General features: G+C 39.5%; 14 protein-coding genes and 1 tRNA gene. 14 read left to right on the forward strand and 1 reads right to left on the reverse strand.

What is annotated here, in order from left to right; translation table 11 throughout:
* Positions 1 to 207 precede the first annotated feature (207 nt).
* Both pta and FAY33_RS16845 read left to right on the forward strand, forming a co-directional pair.
* Positions 208 to 1,179 carry a phosphate acetyltransferase gene (gene pta / locus FAY33_RS16840; RefSeq protein ID WP_143322397.1) on the forward strand — a complete coding sequence of 324 codons (972 nt, stop codon included), beginning with the start codon at positions 208 to 210 and terminating at the stop codon, positions 1,177 to 1,179.
* Between the two features lie 180 nt (positions 1,180 to 1,359).
* Positions 1,360 to 2,277, forward strand: a complete 918-nt coding sequence (locus tag FAY33_RS16845; protein WP_143322398.1) for a DUF2628 domain-containing protein — start codon at positions 1,360 to 1,362, stop codon at positions 2,275 to 2,277.
* A 50-nt stretch (positions 2,278 to 2,327) separates the two neighbouring features.
* On the opposite strand, the gene FAY33_RS16850 is transcribed toward FAY33_RS16845, so the two are convergent.
* Positions 2,328 to 2,954: an ECF transporter S component gene (locus FAY33_RS16850; protein ID WP_143322399.1), complete on the reverse strand. Its 627-nt coding sequence runs from the start codon at positions 2,952 to 2,954 to the stop codon at positions 2,328 to 2,330.
* A 461-nt stretch (positions 2,955 to 3,415) separates the two neighbouring features.
* Between FAY33_RS16850 and dnaA the strand changes: the two genes are divergently transcribed.
* The 12 genes from dnaA (at position 3,416) to FAY33_RS16910 (ending at position 16,554) form a co-directional block, all read left to right on the forward strand.
* Positions 3,416 to 4,792 carry a chromosomal replication initiator protein DnaA gene (gene dnaA / locus FAY33_RS16855; protein ID WP_143322400.1) on the forward strand — a complete coding sequence of 459 codons (1,377 nt, stop codon included), beginning with the start codon at positions 3,416 to 3,418 and terminating at the stop codon, positions 4,790 to 4,792.
* A gap of 258 nt (positions 4,793 to 5,050) precedes the next feature.
* Positions 5,051 to 6,172 carry a DNA polymerase III subunit beta gene (dnaN, locus tag FAY33_RS16860; protein WP_143322401.1) on the forward strand — a complete coding sequence of 374 codons (1,122 nt, stop codon included), beginning with the start codon at positions 5,051 to 5,053 and terminating at the stop codon, positions 6,170 to 6,172.
* A gap of 42 nt (positions 6,173 to 6,214) precedes the next feature.
* Positions 6,215 to 6,421: an RNA-binding S4 domain-containing protein gene (locus FAY33_RS16865; protein ID WP_143322402.1), complete on the forward strand. Its 207-nt coding sequence runs from the start codon at positions 6,215 to 6,217 to the stop codon at positions 6,419 to 6,421.
* A 33-nt stretch (positions 6,422 to 6,454) separates the two neighbouring features.
* Positions 6,455 to 7,540, forward strand: coding sequence for a DNA replication/repair protein RecF (gene recF, locus FAY33_RS16870; protein WP_143322403.1), 1,086 nt, complete (start codon positions 6,455 to 6,457; stop codon positions 7,538 to 7,540).
* Positions 7,541 to 7,564: 24 nt separating this feature from the next.
* Positions 7,565 to 9,478 (forward strand): DNA topoisomerase (ATP-hydrolyzing) subunit B, encoded by a 1,914-nt coding sequence (gene gyrB / locus FAY33_RS16875; protein WP_143322404.1) that lies wholly within the window; start codon positions 7,565 to 7,567, stop codon positions 9,476 to 9,478.
* Positions 9,479 to 9,492: 14 nt separating this feature from the next.
* Entirely contained in the window at positions 9,493 to 12,054 is a 2,562-nt protein-coding gene (gene gyrA, locus FAY33_RS16880; RefSeq protein WP_143322405.1) for a DNA gyrase subunit A, read from the forward strand.
* 176 nt (positions 12,055 to 12,230) lie between these two features.
* A complete protein-coding gene (locus FAY33_RS16885) occupies positions 12,231 to 13,553 on the forward strand; it encodes a hemolysin family protein (protein ID WP_143322406.1) in 1,323 nt (440 codons plus the stop codon).
* Positions 13,554 to 13,700: 147 nt separating this feature from the next.
* On the forward strand, positions 13,701 to 14,150 hold the full coding sequence (locus tag FAY33_RS16890; protein WP_143322407.1) for an Rrf2 family transcriptional regulator: 450 nt from the start codon (positions 13,701 to 13,703) through the stop codon (positions 14,148 to 14,150).
* Positions 14,151 to 14,244: 94 nt separating this feature from the next.
* Entirely contained in the window at positions 14,245 to 15,087 is an 843-nt protein-coding gene (locus FAY33_RS16895) for a fumarate hydratase (RefSeq protein WP_143322408.1), read from the forward strand.
* A gap of 25 nt (positions 15,088 to 15,112) precedes the next feature.
* A complete protein-coding gene (locus tag FAY33_RS16900; RefSeq protein WP_143322409.1) occupies positions 15,113 to 15,664 on the forward strand; it encodes a Fe-S-containing hydro-lyase in 552 nt (183 codons plus the stop codon).
* Positions 15,664 to 16,380 (forward strand): lysophospholipid acyltransferase family protein, encoded by a 717-nt coding sequence (locus FAY33_RS16905; RefSeq protein WP_347562713.1) that lies wholly within the window; start codon positions 15,664 to 15,666, stop codon positions 16,378 to 16,380. Before FAY33_RS16900 ends, FAY33_RS16905 begins: the two co-directional genes overlap by 1 nt.
* 86 nt (positions 16,381 to 16,466) lie before the next feature.
* A tRNA-Ser gene (locus tag FAY33_RS16910) sits at positions 16,467 to 16,554 on the forward strand.
* Positions 16,555 to 16,896 lie beyond the last annotated feature (342 nt).

Raw genomic sequence — 16,896 nt, forward strand, 5'->3', positions numbered from 1 at the left:
CATTCATGAAAACCCATGGTTTATAATGAATGTGGCTGATTTTTATTTCCCGGCACAAGAACAAAACAGATAAAAATACTCGATAACATTTCCTAAAATTGTCTGAGACCAGTTGATATCCAATCAGATTTGAGATAGTATTTAAAGTAATTGGGTAAAGTATCTTATCATTAATAAAATTCAACCCATATTATGGAGGTAATTATTATGTTTGAATCTATGATTGCTGCACTTAAACAGCACAATCGGAAAATTGTATTTACGGAAGGAACGGATCCAAGAATTTTAGAAGCAGCAAGCCGTCTTCACAAAGAAGGAATTTTAAGCCCTATTCTTATCGGTGATCCAAAAGAAATTGAGAATGCAGCAAAACAATCTGGATGGTCCATAGATGGAATCGAGATCATTGATCCACTTCATTATAATGAAATTGAAGAAATGATAGCAAAGATGGTAGAACTTAGAAAAGGAAAAATGGATGAAGCAGCCTGTCGGACCGCACTTTCAAAATCCAACTATTTTGGAACCATGCTGGTGAAGATGAAAAAAGCAGATTGTCTCCTTGGCGGAGCTACTTATTCCACCGCTGATACTGTACGTCCCGCCCTACAGTTAATCAAAACAAAACCAGAGAATAAGATTGTTTCCAGTTGCTTTATTCTCTCCCGTCAGACCGAAGGCAAAACAGAACTTTACGCAATGGCAGACTGTGCCATCAACCTTGACCCAACCGAAGATGAACTGGTAGAAATTGCATGTGAAACAGCCAGAACAGCCAGAACTTTCTCCATTGATCCTAACGTTGCTCTTCTCTCCTACAGCACATTGGGATCTGGAAAAGGAGAAACAGTTGACAAAGTTAACCACGCTGCTTCCAAATTAAAAGCCCTTCATTTAGACTTTCCGGTTGATGGAGAACTCCAGTTTGATGCCGCATTCTCTCAGACCGTTGCCAAAACAAAAGCACCTGATTCTCCAGTTGCGGGTAAAGCCAATGTCTTTGTATTCCCTGATATTAATGCAGGAAATATAGGCTATAAAATAGCACAGAGACTGGGCGGATTTGAAGCCTTCGGACCCATCCTCCAGGGGCTTCAGGCACCCATTAATGATCTGTCAAGAGGCTGTAATGCTGATGAAGTATACAAAATGTCAATTATTACTGCAGCACTGATTTAATCAGTTTTATACGGAAAAAAGGAAAGACAAGTTACTGTTCTTTCCTTTTTTTCTTTATTTTTTATATAAATGTTACTAATTTTTACATATAACCTGTTTTTTCTTACATGATACAACATTTTTTAATTTTTTCCTCTATAATAGTCTTCATAACATACATTTATTATTAGGAGACTTTTTATGGCACTGGAACAGAAGAACCCAAAAGATTGGGCAATTAAGGAATTTGTGGGAAATAATTATCCCTACTATAAGACAAACTGGGAAAATCAGGGATCAGAAAAAGTATTTATCCGCTGGAACTGGGCAGCATTTTTATTTCCTTTCTATTGGCTCATATACCGCAAGATGTTTTCCTATACCCTGTTTATCATTCTGGCATATCTTCTATCTGCCCTCATCCCCTATAGCTTCATCTTAATTCATATTTTTATGGGATGTTTGGGTAACTATCTGTATTTTAAAAAGTGTCACCAGGAAATAACCGCTGCATTTAAGTTAACCCGGCAAGAAGCAGAAACTTATATCAGAAAAAAAGGTCATACAAGCATTTCTGCCCCCATGATTCTCACTGTCTCCGTTTTATTGGTGCCACTTATGACTTTTTCTGGAGCAAAAGTTATAAAAGAGGTTGAAGCAATTTCCAAACTCTCCTCTTATAACACCTGTGAAATGGTATCAGAAAAACATAACATTACCGTCAGCGCTCCCCAGATCTATGAGATTAAAAAATCAAACTATGATCTGTATTTAAGCTCCTATAATTCAGAATTAATTGTGAATGCGTATCCAATAAAAGAGTTTTCAGCAGTGACATGGGAACAGAATTTTATTGATTCAGCGGCGGCAAATTACATAGATATTTATAAACTAAAACCTGCTGACAAAGAAAACCTTCTTTCCCTTCCCATCAATCAACCTCAGGCTCTCTATTATGCTTCCGTGGCTGGAAACGATTTTTATTTCTATTTTACCTGTAAAAAATCCGGTCAATATTATATTCAGACCATATACACTACCCCGCCTTATAGCTGGAAATTAAATAAAGAAGCCATTCAAAAAATGATTTTAAGTATTTCTACAAAAGACTCCCCATAAAAAAGGGACGGTTTTTCAAATTAGAAAAAACCATCCCTTTACACACTCTATTATCTCATTACTTTATATAACGCCTGACAAACCGCTACCGTTAGAATTCCACATATGATTGCTTCCGGAATTCCATTGATACATATAATTCCAACAATAACAGAATAAATTCCATCTGTCAGTCCCCTGGCAGCCTGTCCATAATCTTTCCCAAAAAGAAAATAAATCAGATTCATCACCAAAATTGTATTAGTTAATGATCCTGCCACTCCTGCTGATGCCAATGCAATCGCTCTTTTCCCCTTTTTGTCTGAAAATACACGAAGCACGGCACGAAATACATAATACGCCACAATTCCAATTAAAACCCTTGGAACCATACAGACGATCAGACTTCCAAAGTTTCCCCCATACTCTCCCACCTTAATAAATGGAGAAAATACAAAAGAAGTAGGATTTGGCATGTACGTATTCTTCCATAAACTGGTGAATCCAAACATCATTCCTAAAAAAGCACCATATTTTGGTCCAAGAATTATGGCTCCAATTATGACCGGAATATGAATGATTGTGGCGTTCATGAATCCCAGAGGGATATACCCAAAGGGTGTAAATGCCATAATTACGATAATCGCAGTAAATACAGCCGCCATTACCAGGTTACGGGTCTTGCTCTCAATATTCATTTTTACCTCCTGTGCTACTGTTCTCAAAATAAGATACAATGCAACTAGTTCCCCCTGCATTATACCTGTCTCTCCTGCTTTTCGTCAATCCATGTGTCCAAATTCACAGAATTTTGTTAATTTACATAAAGTTATCAACAAAGTGGGGATAACTTGTGGATAACTCTCTGGATAGATTCTTGATAACCATCCACTTGTTCACAGCCATATTGTCCAAGCCCTTATAAATACTTGTCTCCCAGAATGTGAATAATTGGACTTTGAAAATCCACACTTTTTGTGGACAACTTTATCTCTGGATGATTATCAACATATCATTCACATGAAATACACACCTGTTACACACACTTATCCACAATTTTTTACTATTGTCATTGAAAAATAATTCAAAATAGTATAGAATGAACAGTAGATTGGACAAATGCGCATATTTGCATTTTTATAGATGTAGGAGACTTACAATGTTAGAACAGTTAAAGGAAAAATGGGACGAAATCTTATTGAATTTAAAAGAGGAGCACGAAATCACAGACGTGTCTTTCAAAACCTGGCTTCTCCCACTGAAGGTTCATGCTGTGGATGGCGAAAAAGTCATTGTCACTGTACCTGATGTGGAATTCCTGGGATACATCCGCAAAAAATACGGATTTCTTCTAAAGATTACCATCGAAGAAGTTACTGGTTTTGAATGCAGCATTGATTTCGTTGTGGAAAATCAGATTCAAAAGGAGACTGCCCCAGCTCCTGCAGGAAATACTCTTATTACAAATACGGTGAATTCGGTCAGTCAGTCTGCGATTATTAATGCGAACTTAAATCCGAAATACATCTTTGACACATTTGTCGTGGGTGCCAACAATAACCTGGCACACGCCGCTTCTCTAGCTGTGGCAGAGTCTCCCGGTGAGATCTACAACCCTCTCTTTATCTATGGTGGCGTTGGTCTCGGCAAAACTCACCTGATGCACTCCATCGGTCATTTTATATTAAAAAATAATCCGCGGGCAAAAGTCCTTTATGTGACAAGTGAAAAATTTACCAATGAGCTGATTGACGCGATCCGTAACAAGAATAATTTCTCTCCAACGGAATTCCGCGAAAAGTACCGTAATAATGACGTTCTTTTAATTGATGATATCCAGTTTATCATAGGAAAAGAAAGTACACAGGAAGAATTTTTCCATACCTTCAATGCTCTTTATGAAGCGAAAAAGCAGATCATTATCTCATCCGATAAACCTCCTAAGGAAATAGAAACCCTGGAAGAACGGCTGCGTTCCCGCTTTGAGTGGGGTCTGACTGTGGACATACAGTCCCCGGATTATGAGACCAGAATGGCAATTCTTCGAAAAAAAGAAGAGATGGAAGGTTACAACATTGATAATGAAGTGATTAAATACATAGCCACGAATATCAAGTCAAACATCCGGGAACTGGAAGGTGCCCTGACAAAGATTGTGGCACTCTCCCGCCTTGATAATAAAGAAATCACCGTAGAACTGGCGGAGGAAGCACTAAAGGACATTATTTCACCAAATGATAAACGGGAAATTACGCCGGAGCTGGTGATACAGGTGGTTGCAGACCATTATGGATTAACCCCCCTTGATATCTGTTCCCAGAAGCGTAATAAGGAGATTGTATATCCCAGGCAGATCGTTATGTTTTTATGCCGCGATATGGTAGGAACTCCTTTACAGATGATTGGAAAGTTTCTGGGCGGAAGGGATCATACCACCATTATTCATGGAATTGATAAGATCACAGGCGAGATTAATAAAAATGAAACCTTGTCTAATACCATTGAAATCTTAAAAAAGAAGATTAATCCACAATAGTATGTGTATTAGGTGTTCATTTCATGTGGATAAGCAGGGTCCTCAAATCGCTTCTGATTGTCTTGTGGATAACTTCATAGTTTTCCTTAGATTCTGTGGACGTTATTCACATCCTTATGAACACAGAAATCCAAGCCTTTATAAAGGTTCTTAAGGCTTTTACACAAACCCACAGCCCCTACTACTATTACGACGGAATTTAACTATATTATTTATCTATTTATTGTTATTTCTAGAGCAAAGGAGTTATCAACAATTATGAAACTGACATTTCAGCAGGACGCTATTTTAAATGGCATTAATATTGTATTAAAAGCAGTTCCCAGCAAGACCACCATGTCAATCCTTGAATGTATCTTTATAGATGCAAGCAGTTCTGAAATTAAACTGACAGCCAATGATATGGAACTTGGCATTGAAACCAAAGTAGAAGGAACTATCATAGACAGGGGAAAGATCGCCCTTGATGCCAAGCTTCTTTCAGAGATCGTAAGAAAATTATCATCTGCAGGAGATTCCCTTGTAACAATAGAAAGTGATGAAAAATTTTCGACCACAATCTCTTGTGAAAATTCAGTGTTCCACATCCAGGGACGGGATGGCGAAGAGTTTGCTTATCTCCCATACATTGAACGGGATCATTACATCTGTCTTTCCCAGTTCTCCTTAAAAGAAGTAATCCGTCAGACCATCTTTTCCATTGCACCCAATGACAGCAATAAGATGATGACCGGAGAACTTTTTCAGGTAACGGGAAATCAGTTAAAAGTTGTTTCTCTGGATGGTCACCGCATTTCCATTAGAAATATTGAACTAAAAGATAATTATCATGATATAAAAGTGATTGTTCCTGGCAAGACTCTAAGCGAGGTCAGCAAGATTCTGGGTGGAGATAATGAAAAAGAAGTTCTTATTTTCTTTGGAGCCAATCACGTTTTATTTGAATTTGACCAGACTATGGTAGTATCCCGTCTGATTGAAGGAGAATATTTCCGGGTGGAACAGATGCTTTCCAGCGACTACGAGACAAAGGCTACCGTGAATAAAAGAGAGTTGCTTGATTGTCTTGACCGGGCAACCATCCTGGTTCGTGAGAATGATAAAAAACCTCTTATTATCAATATAGAAGACCAGGAGATGCAGTTGAAGATCAATTCCAGCTTCGGCTCTATGAATGCAGAAGTATCCACTCATAAGACAGGAAGCGATATTATGATCGGCTTCAACCCCAAGTTTTTAATTGATGCGCTGAGAATTATTGATGACGAAGAAGTTACTCTTTATATGTTAAATCCTAAATCACCCTGCTTTATCCGGGATGAAGAAGGAAAATACATCTATCTGATTCTTCCTGTTAACTTCAATGCAGCATCTGTATAACCGAATGATCAGTGCGTGTTAACGCCAAAGAATGGAGAACTCATGGAAATAATCAAACTAAAAGGCGAATTTATCAAACTGGGTCAGGCATTAAAGGCAGCAAATCTGGTAGAATCCGGCGTTTATGCCAAATATGCCATTGAGGATGGTCTGGTATCTGTAAATGGTGAAATCGAATATCAAAGGGGTAAAAAACTGCATGTCGGGGATATTGTTACCTTTGAAGGCAATACCATAAAGATTGAGTAATGCCCTGCCGATAGAGAGGAAGCTACAGCATCCATGAGGATAGAATCAATAGAGCTTAAGAATTACCGCAACTATGATGAATTACATATGGATTTTAGTCAGGGAACCAACATACTTTACGGGGACAATGCCCAGGGTAAAACCAATGTCTTAGAAGCAATTTATGTCTGCGCTACAACTAAGTCCCACAGAGGAAGTAAAGACAAAGAAATTATACAGTTTGACAGAGATGAGTCCCATATTAAATTGAATATTAGAAAAAGGGATATCCCGTACCGGATTGATATGCACTTAAAAAAGAACAGGACCAAAGGCGTGGCAGTAAATGGAGTTCCCATAAAAAAGGCCAGTGAATTATTTGGAATTGTCAATGTTGTGTTTTTCTCTCCGGAAGACTTAAATCTTATAAAAAACGGACCGGCAGAAAGACGCCGGTTTGTTGACTTGGAGTTATGTCAACTAAATAAGCTCTATGTCCATTCCCTGGTTCAATATAACCGGATTGTTACACAGAGAAACAAGCTCCTCAAAGATCTGGCATTAAAACCTGATTATAAAGAGACCCTGGATATATGGGATATGCAGTTAATTCAGTATGGAAAAGAGATTATTTGTTATAGAAAAGAGTTTATCGACCGACTGGATGGAATCATAGAGACCATCCACCGGAATCTTTCGGGGGATAAAGAATCTTTACGCATTCTCTACGAACCTAATGTAGAGGCGGATGCGTTTGAGGATACATTAAGACGGAGCAGGCAGCAGGATTTAAGGCAGAAGACGACTTTAACAGGTCCTCACCGGGATGATTTGAGTTTTATTGTAAATGGAATCGACATACGCCGGTTTGGCTCCCAGGGGCAGCAGCGAACCGCCGCTTTATCCTTAAAGCTTGCAGAGATAGAACTGGTAGAAACTATGGTACATGATTATCCCATCCTTTTACTTGATGATGTGTTATCAGAACTTGATAACAGCAGGCAGAATCAACTGCTGGCAGGGATCAGACATATACAAACCGTTATTACCTGTACGGGACTGGAGGACTTTGTCAACAACCGGTTCCCCATTGATAAGATATTTCGTGTGGTAAATGGTACCGTAGAAAGTGAAAATTAACGATTCAGGAGGAAGCGTGAGAATATGAGTCAAGAATATGGTGCAGATCAAATCCAGATACTGGAAGGACTTGAAGCAGTAAGAAAAAGACCTGGTATGTATATAGGCAGTACATCCACCCGGGGACTTCATCATCTGGTTTATGAAATCGTAGACAATGCGGTAGATGAGGCTCTGGCCGGATACTGTGACAGCATAGAGGTAATGATTCGTCCTGATAATTCCATTACCGTTATAGATGACGGACGTGGAATTCCCGTAGGAATTCAGAAAAAGGCAGGAATTCCTGCTGTTGAAGTTGCATTTACCATCCTTCATGCCGGTGGTAAGTTCGGCGGCGGCGGATATAAGGTGTCCGGAGGACTTCATGGTGTTGGTGCTTCTGTTGTAAATGCACTTTCTGAGTGGCTGGAAGTAGAGATCCGTCAGGAAGGAAAGATCTACAAACAGCGTTACGAAAAAGGAAAAACCATGTATCCTTTAAAGGTCATTGGTGAGTGCGGTCAGGAAGAACATGGAACCAAAGTTACATTCCTTCCCGATAAAACTATTTTTGAAGAAACGATCTATGATTATGATACTTTGAAGATCCGTTTCCGTGAAACTGCATTTCTGACCAAAAATTTAAAGATTATCCTTCGTGATGAGAGGGAAGAAAAACGCGAGCATGTATTTCACTATGAAGGCGGAATTAAAGAATTTGTAGACTATCTGAACAAAGGAAAGACTTCTCTTTACGACCAGGTATTCTATTGTGAGGGTACGAAAGATGGAGTTTATGTAGAGATTGCCATGCAGCATAATGATTCCTATACGGAAAATATCTACAGCTTTGTTAATAATATCAATACTCCGGAAGGCGGAACCCATTTAGCTGGTTTTAAAAGTGCACTGACTACAACTCTGAATGATTATGCCAGAAAGAATAAGCTTTTAAAAGAAAGTGAAACCAATCTCTCCGGCGAAGATATCCGGGAAGGTCTTACTGGTATTATCAGTGTCAAGATCGAGGAACCTCAGTTTGAAGGACAGACCAAACAGAAGTTAGGCAACAGTGAAGCAAGGGGAGCGGTTGATAACCTTCTTCGTGAGCAGTTAACCTATTATCTGGAGCAGAATCCAGGCATAGCAAGAATGATCTGCGATAAATCTATTCTGGCACAGAGAGCCAGAGCGGCAGCAAGAAAAGCAAGAGATTTAACCAGAAGGAAGACAGCCCTTGAAGGAATGGCACTTCCAGGAAAACTGGCAGACTGTTCTGATAAAAACCCTGAAAACTGCGAGATATATATTGTCGAGGGAGACAGTGCCGGTGGGTCAGCAAAAACTGCCCGTTCCAGAAACACCCAGGCGATTCTGCCTCTTCGTGGTAAGATATTAAACGTAGAAAAGGCAAGGCTTGATAAGATTTATGCCAATGCTGAAATCCGTGCAATGATTACAGCATTTGGTACAGGTATTCATGATGATTTTGAAATCAGCAAGTTAAGATACCATAAGATCATTATTATGACTGATGCCGATGTAGATGGCGCTCATATCAGTACGCTGCTTTTAACCTTCTTATACCGGTTTATGCCAAACCTGATTAAAGAAGGTCATGTTTATCTGGCACAGCCGCCTCTTTACAAGGTTGAAAAAAGTAAACGGGTCTGGTACGCATACAGCGACGAAGAACTTAATGCCATCTTAAAAGAGATTGGAAGAGATAACAATAATAAGATCCAGCGTTACAAAGGGTTAGGTGAGATGGATGCGGAACAGCTTTGGGAAACAACCATGGATCCGGAGAGAAGAGTTTTATTAAGAGTCAATATGGATGACGATTCCCAATCCGAGATGGACTTAACCTTTACAACCCTTATGGGAGATCAGGTAGATCCAAGACGTGAATTTATCGAAGCGAATGCCAAATACGTACAGAATCTTGATATCTAATTGGAGGAAATAAAATGGAACCAAATATCTTTGATAAAGTTCATGACGTGGACTTAAAAAAGACCATGGAGAAGTCATACATTGACTATGCCATGAGTGTCATTGTTTCCAGAGCTCTGCCTGATGTAAGAGACGGCTTAAAACCGGTTCAGCGAAGAGTTCTGTATTCTATGATTGAGCTTAATAACGGTCCTGACAAACCCCACCGTAAATGTGCCCGTATCGTTGGTGATACCATGGGTAAATACCATCCTCACGGGGACAGTTCTATTTATGGTGCCCTGGTTAATCTGGCTCAGGAATGGTCTACCAGATACCCTCTGGTGGATGGTCACGGCAACTTCGGTTCAGTGGATGGAGACGGCGCAGCCGCCATGCGATACACAGAAGCCCGTTTAAGCAAGATTTCCATGGAGATGCTGGCTGACATCAATAAAAATACAGTTGATTTCAGTCCAAACTTTGATGAGACGGAAAAAGAGCCGGATGTATTGCCTGCCCGTTACCCGAACCTTTTGGTAAACGGTACTTCTGGTATTGCAGTTGGTATGGCGACGAATATTCCTCCTCACAATTTACGGGAAGTTATTGCAGCCGTTGTAAAAATCATTGACAACCAGGTAGAAGAAAACCGAGAGACTACCATGGAAGAAATCCTTGATATCATCAAAGGACCTGATTTCCCAACTGGAGCAACCATCCTCGGAAAGCGTGGAATCGAAGAAGCATATCGTACAGGAAGAGGAAAAATCCGTGTCAGAGCAGTCAGTGATATTGAAACCATGCCAAATGGAAAAAGCCGGATTATAATTTCCGAACTTCCTTACATGGTCAATAAAGCACGTCTCATTGAGAAGATTGCAGAACTGGTAAAAGATAAAAAAATTGACGGTATAACAGATTTAAGGGATGAATCCGACCGTTCCGGTATGAGAATCTGTATTGAACTTCGCCGTGATGTTAACTCTAATGTAATATTAAATCAGTTGCTTAAACATACACAGCTCCAGGATACCTTCGGTGTAATCATGCTTGCTCTTGTTAAGAATCAGTCTGGAGCTTTAGAGCCAAAAGTATTAAATGTTCTTCAAATGTTAGACTATTATCTGAATCATCAGAAAGAAGTTGTAACAAGAAGAACCCAATATGACTTAAATAAAGCAGAAGAAAGAGCCCATATTTTACAGGGTTTACTGATTGCTCTGGATAACATTGATGAGGTTATAAGAATCATCCGGGGTTCCCAGAACATCCAGATCGCAAAAGCAGAACTTATGGAACGATTCCAGTTAAGCGATCCACAGTCCCAGGCGATTGTAGATATGCGTCTTCGTGCACTGACTGGTTTGGAACGGGAAAAACTTGAGAATGAATTCAAAGAACTGGAGGCAAAGATTGCGGAGTTGAAAGCCATTCTTGGTGATGAGAAGAAACTTCTAGCAGTAATCAGAGAAGAGATCTCAATTGTCTCTGCCAAATATGGAGACGACAGAAGGACTTCTATTGGTTTTGATGAATATGATATGTCCATGGAAGATCTGATTCCGGATGAGAATACCATTGTAGCCATGACAAAACTTGGGTATATTAAGAGAATGTCAGTGGACAATTTCAAAAACCAGAATCGTGGTGGAAGAGGAATCAAGGGAATGCAGACCATTGATCAGGATTATATCGAAGACCTGATGATGACGACAACCCACCATTATCTCATGTTCTTCACCAACACAGGCCGGGTTTACCGGTTAAAGACTTATATGATTCCGGAAGGAAGCCGGACAGCAAGAGGAACAGCCATTGTGAATCTTCTTCAGCTTCTTCCAGGAGAGAGCATTACCGCCATTATCCCAATGAAGGAATATAACGATGATAAATTCCTGTTCATGGCAACCAGAAATGGTATGGTAAAGAAGACACCGATGATGGATTATGCCAATGTAAGAAAGAACGGTCTCCAGGCAATTGTTCTCCGGGAAAATGATGAACTCATTGAAGTCAAAGCAACCGATGACACCAATGATATTTTCCTCATTACGAGAAAAGGACAGTGCATCAGGTTCCATGAAAAGGATGTCCGTGTAACAGGACGTGTATCCATGGGTGTTATTGGAATGAAGTTAAATGATGATGACCAGGTAATCGGCATGCAGATGGAAACTCAGGGACCAAAGCTTCTGATCGTATCTGAAAATGGTATGGGAAAACGAACTCCAATTGAAGAGTTCACACCTCAGAGAAGAGGCGGAAAAGGTGTTCTGTGTTACAAAATTACAGATAAGACCGGAGATATTGTAGGTGCAAAACTGGTTGAAGATGAACACGATCTTCTTCTCATTACGACAGAAGGCATTGTAATCCGTATTTCTGTTGAAGATATTTCCGTAATTGGAAGAAATACTTCTGGTGTCAAGCTGATGAATATTGACCAGGAATCCGATATCCGCGTAGCAAGTATTGCAAAAGTCCGGGATGACGGAAGCAAGTCTGAGGAAGAAGAATTTGACGGCGAAGAATTGGAAGAGGATGATCTGCCGGTAGAAGAGACACAGACAAATACTGACGAAACCCAGGAATAAATATTAACAAGATAGATATTGTAATATTGAATTTTTTATATTATAATACAAAGAATCAATAAAGAGCGGTAGAGACTTTGAAAGCAGACCCATTTTACTGCAGTCAAAGTCTTTTCGCATAATAAATTAAGCAGAATAGCTGCAAAGGACAGAGTTCCTAAAGGAGGAATACAAGCTTGGAGAGTGACCCAGGCGCGGCACAGATTGCCGCACAGATTTTATTATTAATAGCCCTGACTATCATGAACGCATTTTTTTCGGGTGCGGAGATGGCGGTTGTATCAGTGAATAAGAACCGGATTCGAATGTTAGCTGACAGCGGGAATAAGAGGGCAATTCTGATTCAGAAATTATCAGAAGATTCTACTGGATTTTTATCAACCATCCAGGTAGCTATAACTTTTGCAGGATTTTTTTCCAGTGCATCGGCAGCTACAGGTATTTCCCAGGTTCTGGGAACAAGGCTTGAAACTGTTGGAATTCCTTACAGTCACACCATTGCCATGGTAACAGTAACAATTATTTTATCTTATTTTAACCTGGTTTTAGGAGAGCTGGTACCAAAAAGGATAGCACTTCAGAAGGCAGAATGGTTTAGTTTATTTTCTGTCCGCCCCATCTATATTATTTCAAGAATTATGGCACCGTTTATTAAGCTGCTCTCTCTTTCTACCAATGGAATCTTAAAGCTTATGGGGATGAAAACAGATAATCTGGAAGAAGAAGTTTCAGAAGAGGAGATCCGTTCCATGCTCCAGACCGGACGGGAAAGCGGAGTATTTAACAAGATTGAACAGGATATGATCACATCAATCTTTCTCTTTGATGATAAAAGAGCCAGAGAGATCATGATTCCAAGACAGGATATGATCGCAGTGGATATCAACCAGCCGCTGGAACTTGTTCTTAATGAGATTTTAGACAGCAGACATTCAAGAATTCCTATTTATGATGAAGAGGTTGATAATATAATTGGTATTTTATCCATGAAAGATTTTACCATAGAGATGAATAAGAATGAACTGGCAGATATTGATATAAGGCCGATTCTGCAGAAACCTTACTTTATTCCTGAGAATAAAAAGACAGATGATCTGTTTCTGGATATGCAGAAACATAAGAAGAATATGGCAATCCTCATTGATGAGTATGGGGGAGTTTCAGGACTTATAACCATGCAGGATTTAATCGAGGAGATTGTAGGCGATATCCATGATGAATATGAACAAGTGGAGCCCGAGCTTATTGAGATAGAGCCTTATGTATATCAGGCATCAGGAAGTATATCCCTTTATGATATTGATGAAGTTCTTCATGAGGAGATAGAAAGTTCCTGTGATACACTGTCTGGTTATCTGATTGAATTGTTAGGCTTTATTCCCAAGGATTCTCAGATGCCTTTGGAACTTGAGGATGGAAAGAACAGCTACACCATCCTGGAGATGAAGGATAAAGTTATTAAAAGTGTTATAGTTCGTATAAAAGAGAAGAAAAATTAACTTACAAGGAGGTCCATCTCTGGAATTTGAGGGTGGACCTCTTTTTATTGACAATCCCTTGACAAAAGCCACATCTATTTGATAAGATACAAACTGAAACTATATTGATTACAGATAAAAGTTACTGAATGAAAAAGGGGGATTCCTATGACCAGTGAATTTGCAGTAGCAGTTCATGGTGTGGTTTATTTAAATCAAACACAGGTTACTACATCCAGTGAAGAACTCGCCTCAAACGTATGTACCAATCCAGCCCGGATCAGAAAAGTTATGGCAAAGCTGAAAAAAGCAGGAATCATTGAAACGAAAGAAGGTCTGGAAGGTGGATATCATTTGATTCAGGACCCGGCAAAGATTCATTTAAAACAGATCTGTGATGCTTTGGATGTGAGTTTTGTATCATCCTCCTGGAAATCCGGAGATGAAACCATGCCATGTATGGTTGCTTCTGGAATGTCAGGTATCATGGATGATATTTATGATGAACTGAACGATCTATGCCGTAACAGGATGGCACAGATCACCATCAAAGATATACAGGATAAATTAATTAAAAACCGCCTTAAATTAAAAAGTATGGCAGGGGATGACCGCTAACATCATACCCTGTCATACTTTTTGACTTGATTTCACGGTATGAATCATTTATGATAAAAACAGATTAATAGAATTCCTTTACCAGGAGGTAACCATGTTTAGAACTGTAAAAAGCGAGGAAATAACAAGAAATATTAAAGAAATGTGTATAGAAGCGAACCATGTTCTTTCAAAAGATATGGAAACTGTGTTTTTAGATGCTGTAGAGAGTGAAAAATCAGATTTAGGAAGACAGGTTCTTTGTCAGTTAAAAGAGAATTTAAAGATTGCCGGTGAAGATATGATACCCATTTGTCAGGATACCGGCATGGCAGTTATTTTCATCAAAATAGGACAGGACGTACATATAGAAGGAAAAAATGTAACGGATGCCATCAACCAGGGCGTTTCAGAAGGGTATGTAGAAGGATTTTTAAGAAAGTCCGTGGTAGAGCCAATTGAACGCATTAATACCAAGGACAACACTCCAGCCGTAATTCACTATGAGATTGTCAGCGGTGATAAGATTGATATTACAGTGGCACCCAAAGGGTTTGGAAGTGAGAATATGAGCCGCATCTTTATGTTAAAGCCTGCTGACGGACTGGAGGGAGTCAAAGAATCAATCTTAACTGCAGTCCGGGAAGCTGGTCCTAATGCATGCCCTCCTATGGTAGTAGGTGTAGGTATTGGAGGCAGCTTTGAAAAATGTGCACAGATGGCAAAACATGCACTGACCAGAGATTTGAATGAAAAAGCCTCCGTTCCTTATGTAAGGGAACTGGAAGAAGAAATGCTTGAAAAAGTGAATAAACTGGGAATCGGTCCAGGTGGTTTAGGAGGAAGCGTTACAGCACTGGCTGTAAATATAGAAACTTACCCGACTCACATTGCCGGTCTTCCAGTAGCTATTAATATTTGCTGTCATGTGAACCGGCATGCACATCGAATTATATAATATGAAACGTTGAATGGAGGAAGTCATGGATTATCATATTAATGCTCCCATAAGTAAAGCAGATGCAAAACAGTTAAAGTCAGGAGATTATGTCTATATAACAGGCATTATCTACACAGCCAGAGATGCTGCACACAAACGCATGAAAGAATCTCTGGATCGAGGAGAAGCTCTTCCTTTTGATATCAATGGAAACACAATTTATTACATGGGACCATCCCCGGCAAGAGAAGGCCGTCCCATTGGATCAGCCGGACCCACAACAGCCAGCCGCATGGATAAATACACTCCAGCTCTTCTTGATATGGGAATGGCAGGAATGATCGGAAAAGGAAAACGAAGTAAAGAAGTCATAGATGCTGTTGTAAGAAATGAAGCAGTGTACTTTGCAGCCGTTGGAGGTGCCGGAGCTCTTTTATCCAAATGTATTCTTTCTTCTGAGGTAATTGCCTATGAAGATCTGGGAACCGAAGCGATCAGACGTCTTCATGTCAAAGACTTTCCTGTTATTGTTGTAATAGACAGCAAGGGAAACAATCTGTATGAAACAGCAATCAAAGCATATCGAGAGGAATAATGATGAACCGTATTGCTTATATGGTAGTAAAAAATTTGTTTCAGCTTCCCAGGTGGTTTTACCAGATATGTAGATTTGGTCTGCCTGGAGATAAACATACCGATAAAGAACGCTATGATTATATCAGAACAGTGGTAAAGACCATTAATTATTCCGGAAAGGTAGAGGTTGAAGTTCACGGACTTGAGAATCTCCCTTCCAAGAATGGGTTCATCCTGTTTCCAAACCACCAGGGACTTTTTGATGTGCTCGCTCTCATGGATGCCTGTCCGAACCCTTTCCGCGTAGTAGTAAAGAAAGAGGCTTCTAATTTAATATTAGTAAAGCAGGTAATCAGAGCACTGAATGGACTTTTTATAGATAGAAGTGATTTAAGGGCATCGTTAGCGATTATCACTCAGATGACAAAAGATGTGAAAAACGGAAAAAACTATATCATCTTTGCAGAAGGAACCAGAAGCCGGGATGGCAATCAACTTCTTCCCTTTAAGGGGGGGACCTTTAAAAGTGCGGTAAATGCCAGGTGCCCAATTGTACCAGTTGCACTCATTGACTGTTTTAAGCCCTTTGATGAGAAGTCATCGAAAAAGCAGAAAGTAAAAGTCTGCTTTACAAAGCCTCTGTACCCAGAAGAATATCAGACGATAAAAACAAACCAGATTGCTGAGATAGTACACGACAAAATCCAGGAAGAAATAAATCAAAAAATAGGTTGACAAGTCGAAATATATTTTGTATAATTGTCAATGCGTCTGGGAAAGCTAATACTTGAACAACGCATCATATGGAATTTATGAACTACGGAGAAATACTCAAGAGGCCGAAGAGGCGCCCCTGCTAAGGGTGTAGGTCGGGTAACCGGCGCGAGGGTTCAAATCCCTCTTTCTCCGCTCATTTCCAAAATGATTTCTTTTTCCAAACGATGGTAAAAAAAGTAGTTGACAGAATCATGAAGATGTGTTACTATATACCAGCTGTCGAAAAACAGCGAAAAAGAAAAATAAAAAAGTTATTGACAAGACAGAAACAAAATGATATACTTAATGAGTTGCTGTTGAGGCAATAAGTACAAAAAGCACTTTGAAAACAGAAGATTGAACAGTATGTAAAACCCTGAAAATTCTAAAAAATCAGTCATGTTTGATGGCTGTGAATGAGAAAATTCAGAACGAATACAAGAAATTGTAAACGAACCAAACAACAAGTAAAAACGGGAAATAAATTAGCTAGCA

This window comes from Clostridium sp. HBUAS56010, from assembly GCF_007115105.1.
GTDB lineage: Bacteria > Bacillota > Clostridia > Lachnospirales > Lachnospiraceae > Lacrimispora.

What these genes read in the sequence shown, in the direction of transcription:
- gyrB (WP_143322404.1), top strand. Translation starts at nt 7,565, where the DNA reads ATGAGTCAAGAATATGGTGCAGATCAAATCCAGATACTGGAAGGACTT.
- pta (WP_143322397.1), top strand. Translation starts at nt 208, where the DNA reads ATGTTTGAATCTATGATTGCTGCACTTAAACAGCACAATCGGAAAATT.
- gyrA (WP_143322405.1), top strand. Translation starts at nt 9,493, where the DNA reads ATGGAACCAAATATCTTTGATAAAGTTCATGACGTGGACTTAAAAAAG.
- FAY33_RS16895 (WP_143322408.1), top strand. Translation starts at nt 14,245, where the DNA reads ATGTTTAGAACTGTAAAAAGCGAGGAAATAACAAGAAATATTAAAGAA.
- FAY33_RS16905 (WP_347562713.1), top strand. Translation starts at nt 15,664, where the DNA reads ATGATGAACCGTATTGCTTATATGGTAGTAAAAAATTTGTTTCAGCTT.
- dnaA (WP_143322400.1), top strand. Translation starts at nt 3,416, where the DNA reads ATGTTAGAACAGTTAAAGGAAAAATGGGACGAAATCTTATTGAATTTA.
- FAY33_RS16845 (WP_143322398.1), top strand. Translation starts at nt 1,360, where the DNA reads ATGGCACTGGAACAGAAGAACCCAAAAGATTGGGCAATTAAGGAATTT.
- FAY33_RS16865 (WP_143322402.1), top strand. Translation starts at nt 6,215, where the DNA reads ATGGAAATAATCAAACTAAAAGGCGAATTTATCAAACTGGGTCAGGCA.
- dnaN (WP_143322401.1), top strand. Translation starts at nt 5,051, where the DNA reads ATGAAACTGACATTTCAGCAGGACGCTATTTTAAATGGCATTAATATT.
- recF (WP_143322403.1), top strand. Translation starts at nt 6,455, where the DNA reads ATGAGGATAGAATCAATAGAGCTTAAGAATTACCGCAACTATGATGAA.
- FAY33_RS16900 (WP_143322409.1), top strand. Translation starts at nt 15,113, where the DNA reads ATGGATTATCATATTAATGCTCCCATAAGTAAAGCAGATGCAAAACAG.
- FAY33_RS16850 (WP_143322399.1), bottom strand. Translation starts at nt 2,954, where the DNA reads ATGAATATTGAGAGCAAGACCCGTAACCTGGTAATGGCGGCTGTATTT.
- FAY33_RS16890 (WP_143322407.1), top strand. Translation starts at nt 13,701, where the DNA reads ATGACCAGTGAATTTGCAGTAGCAGTTCATGGTGTGGTTTATTTAAAT.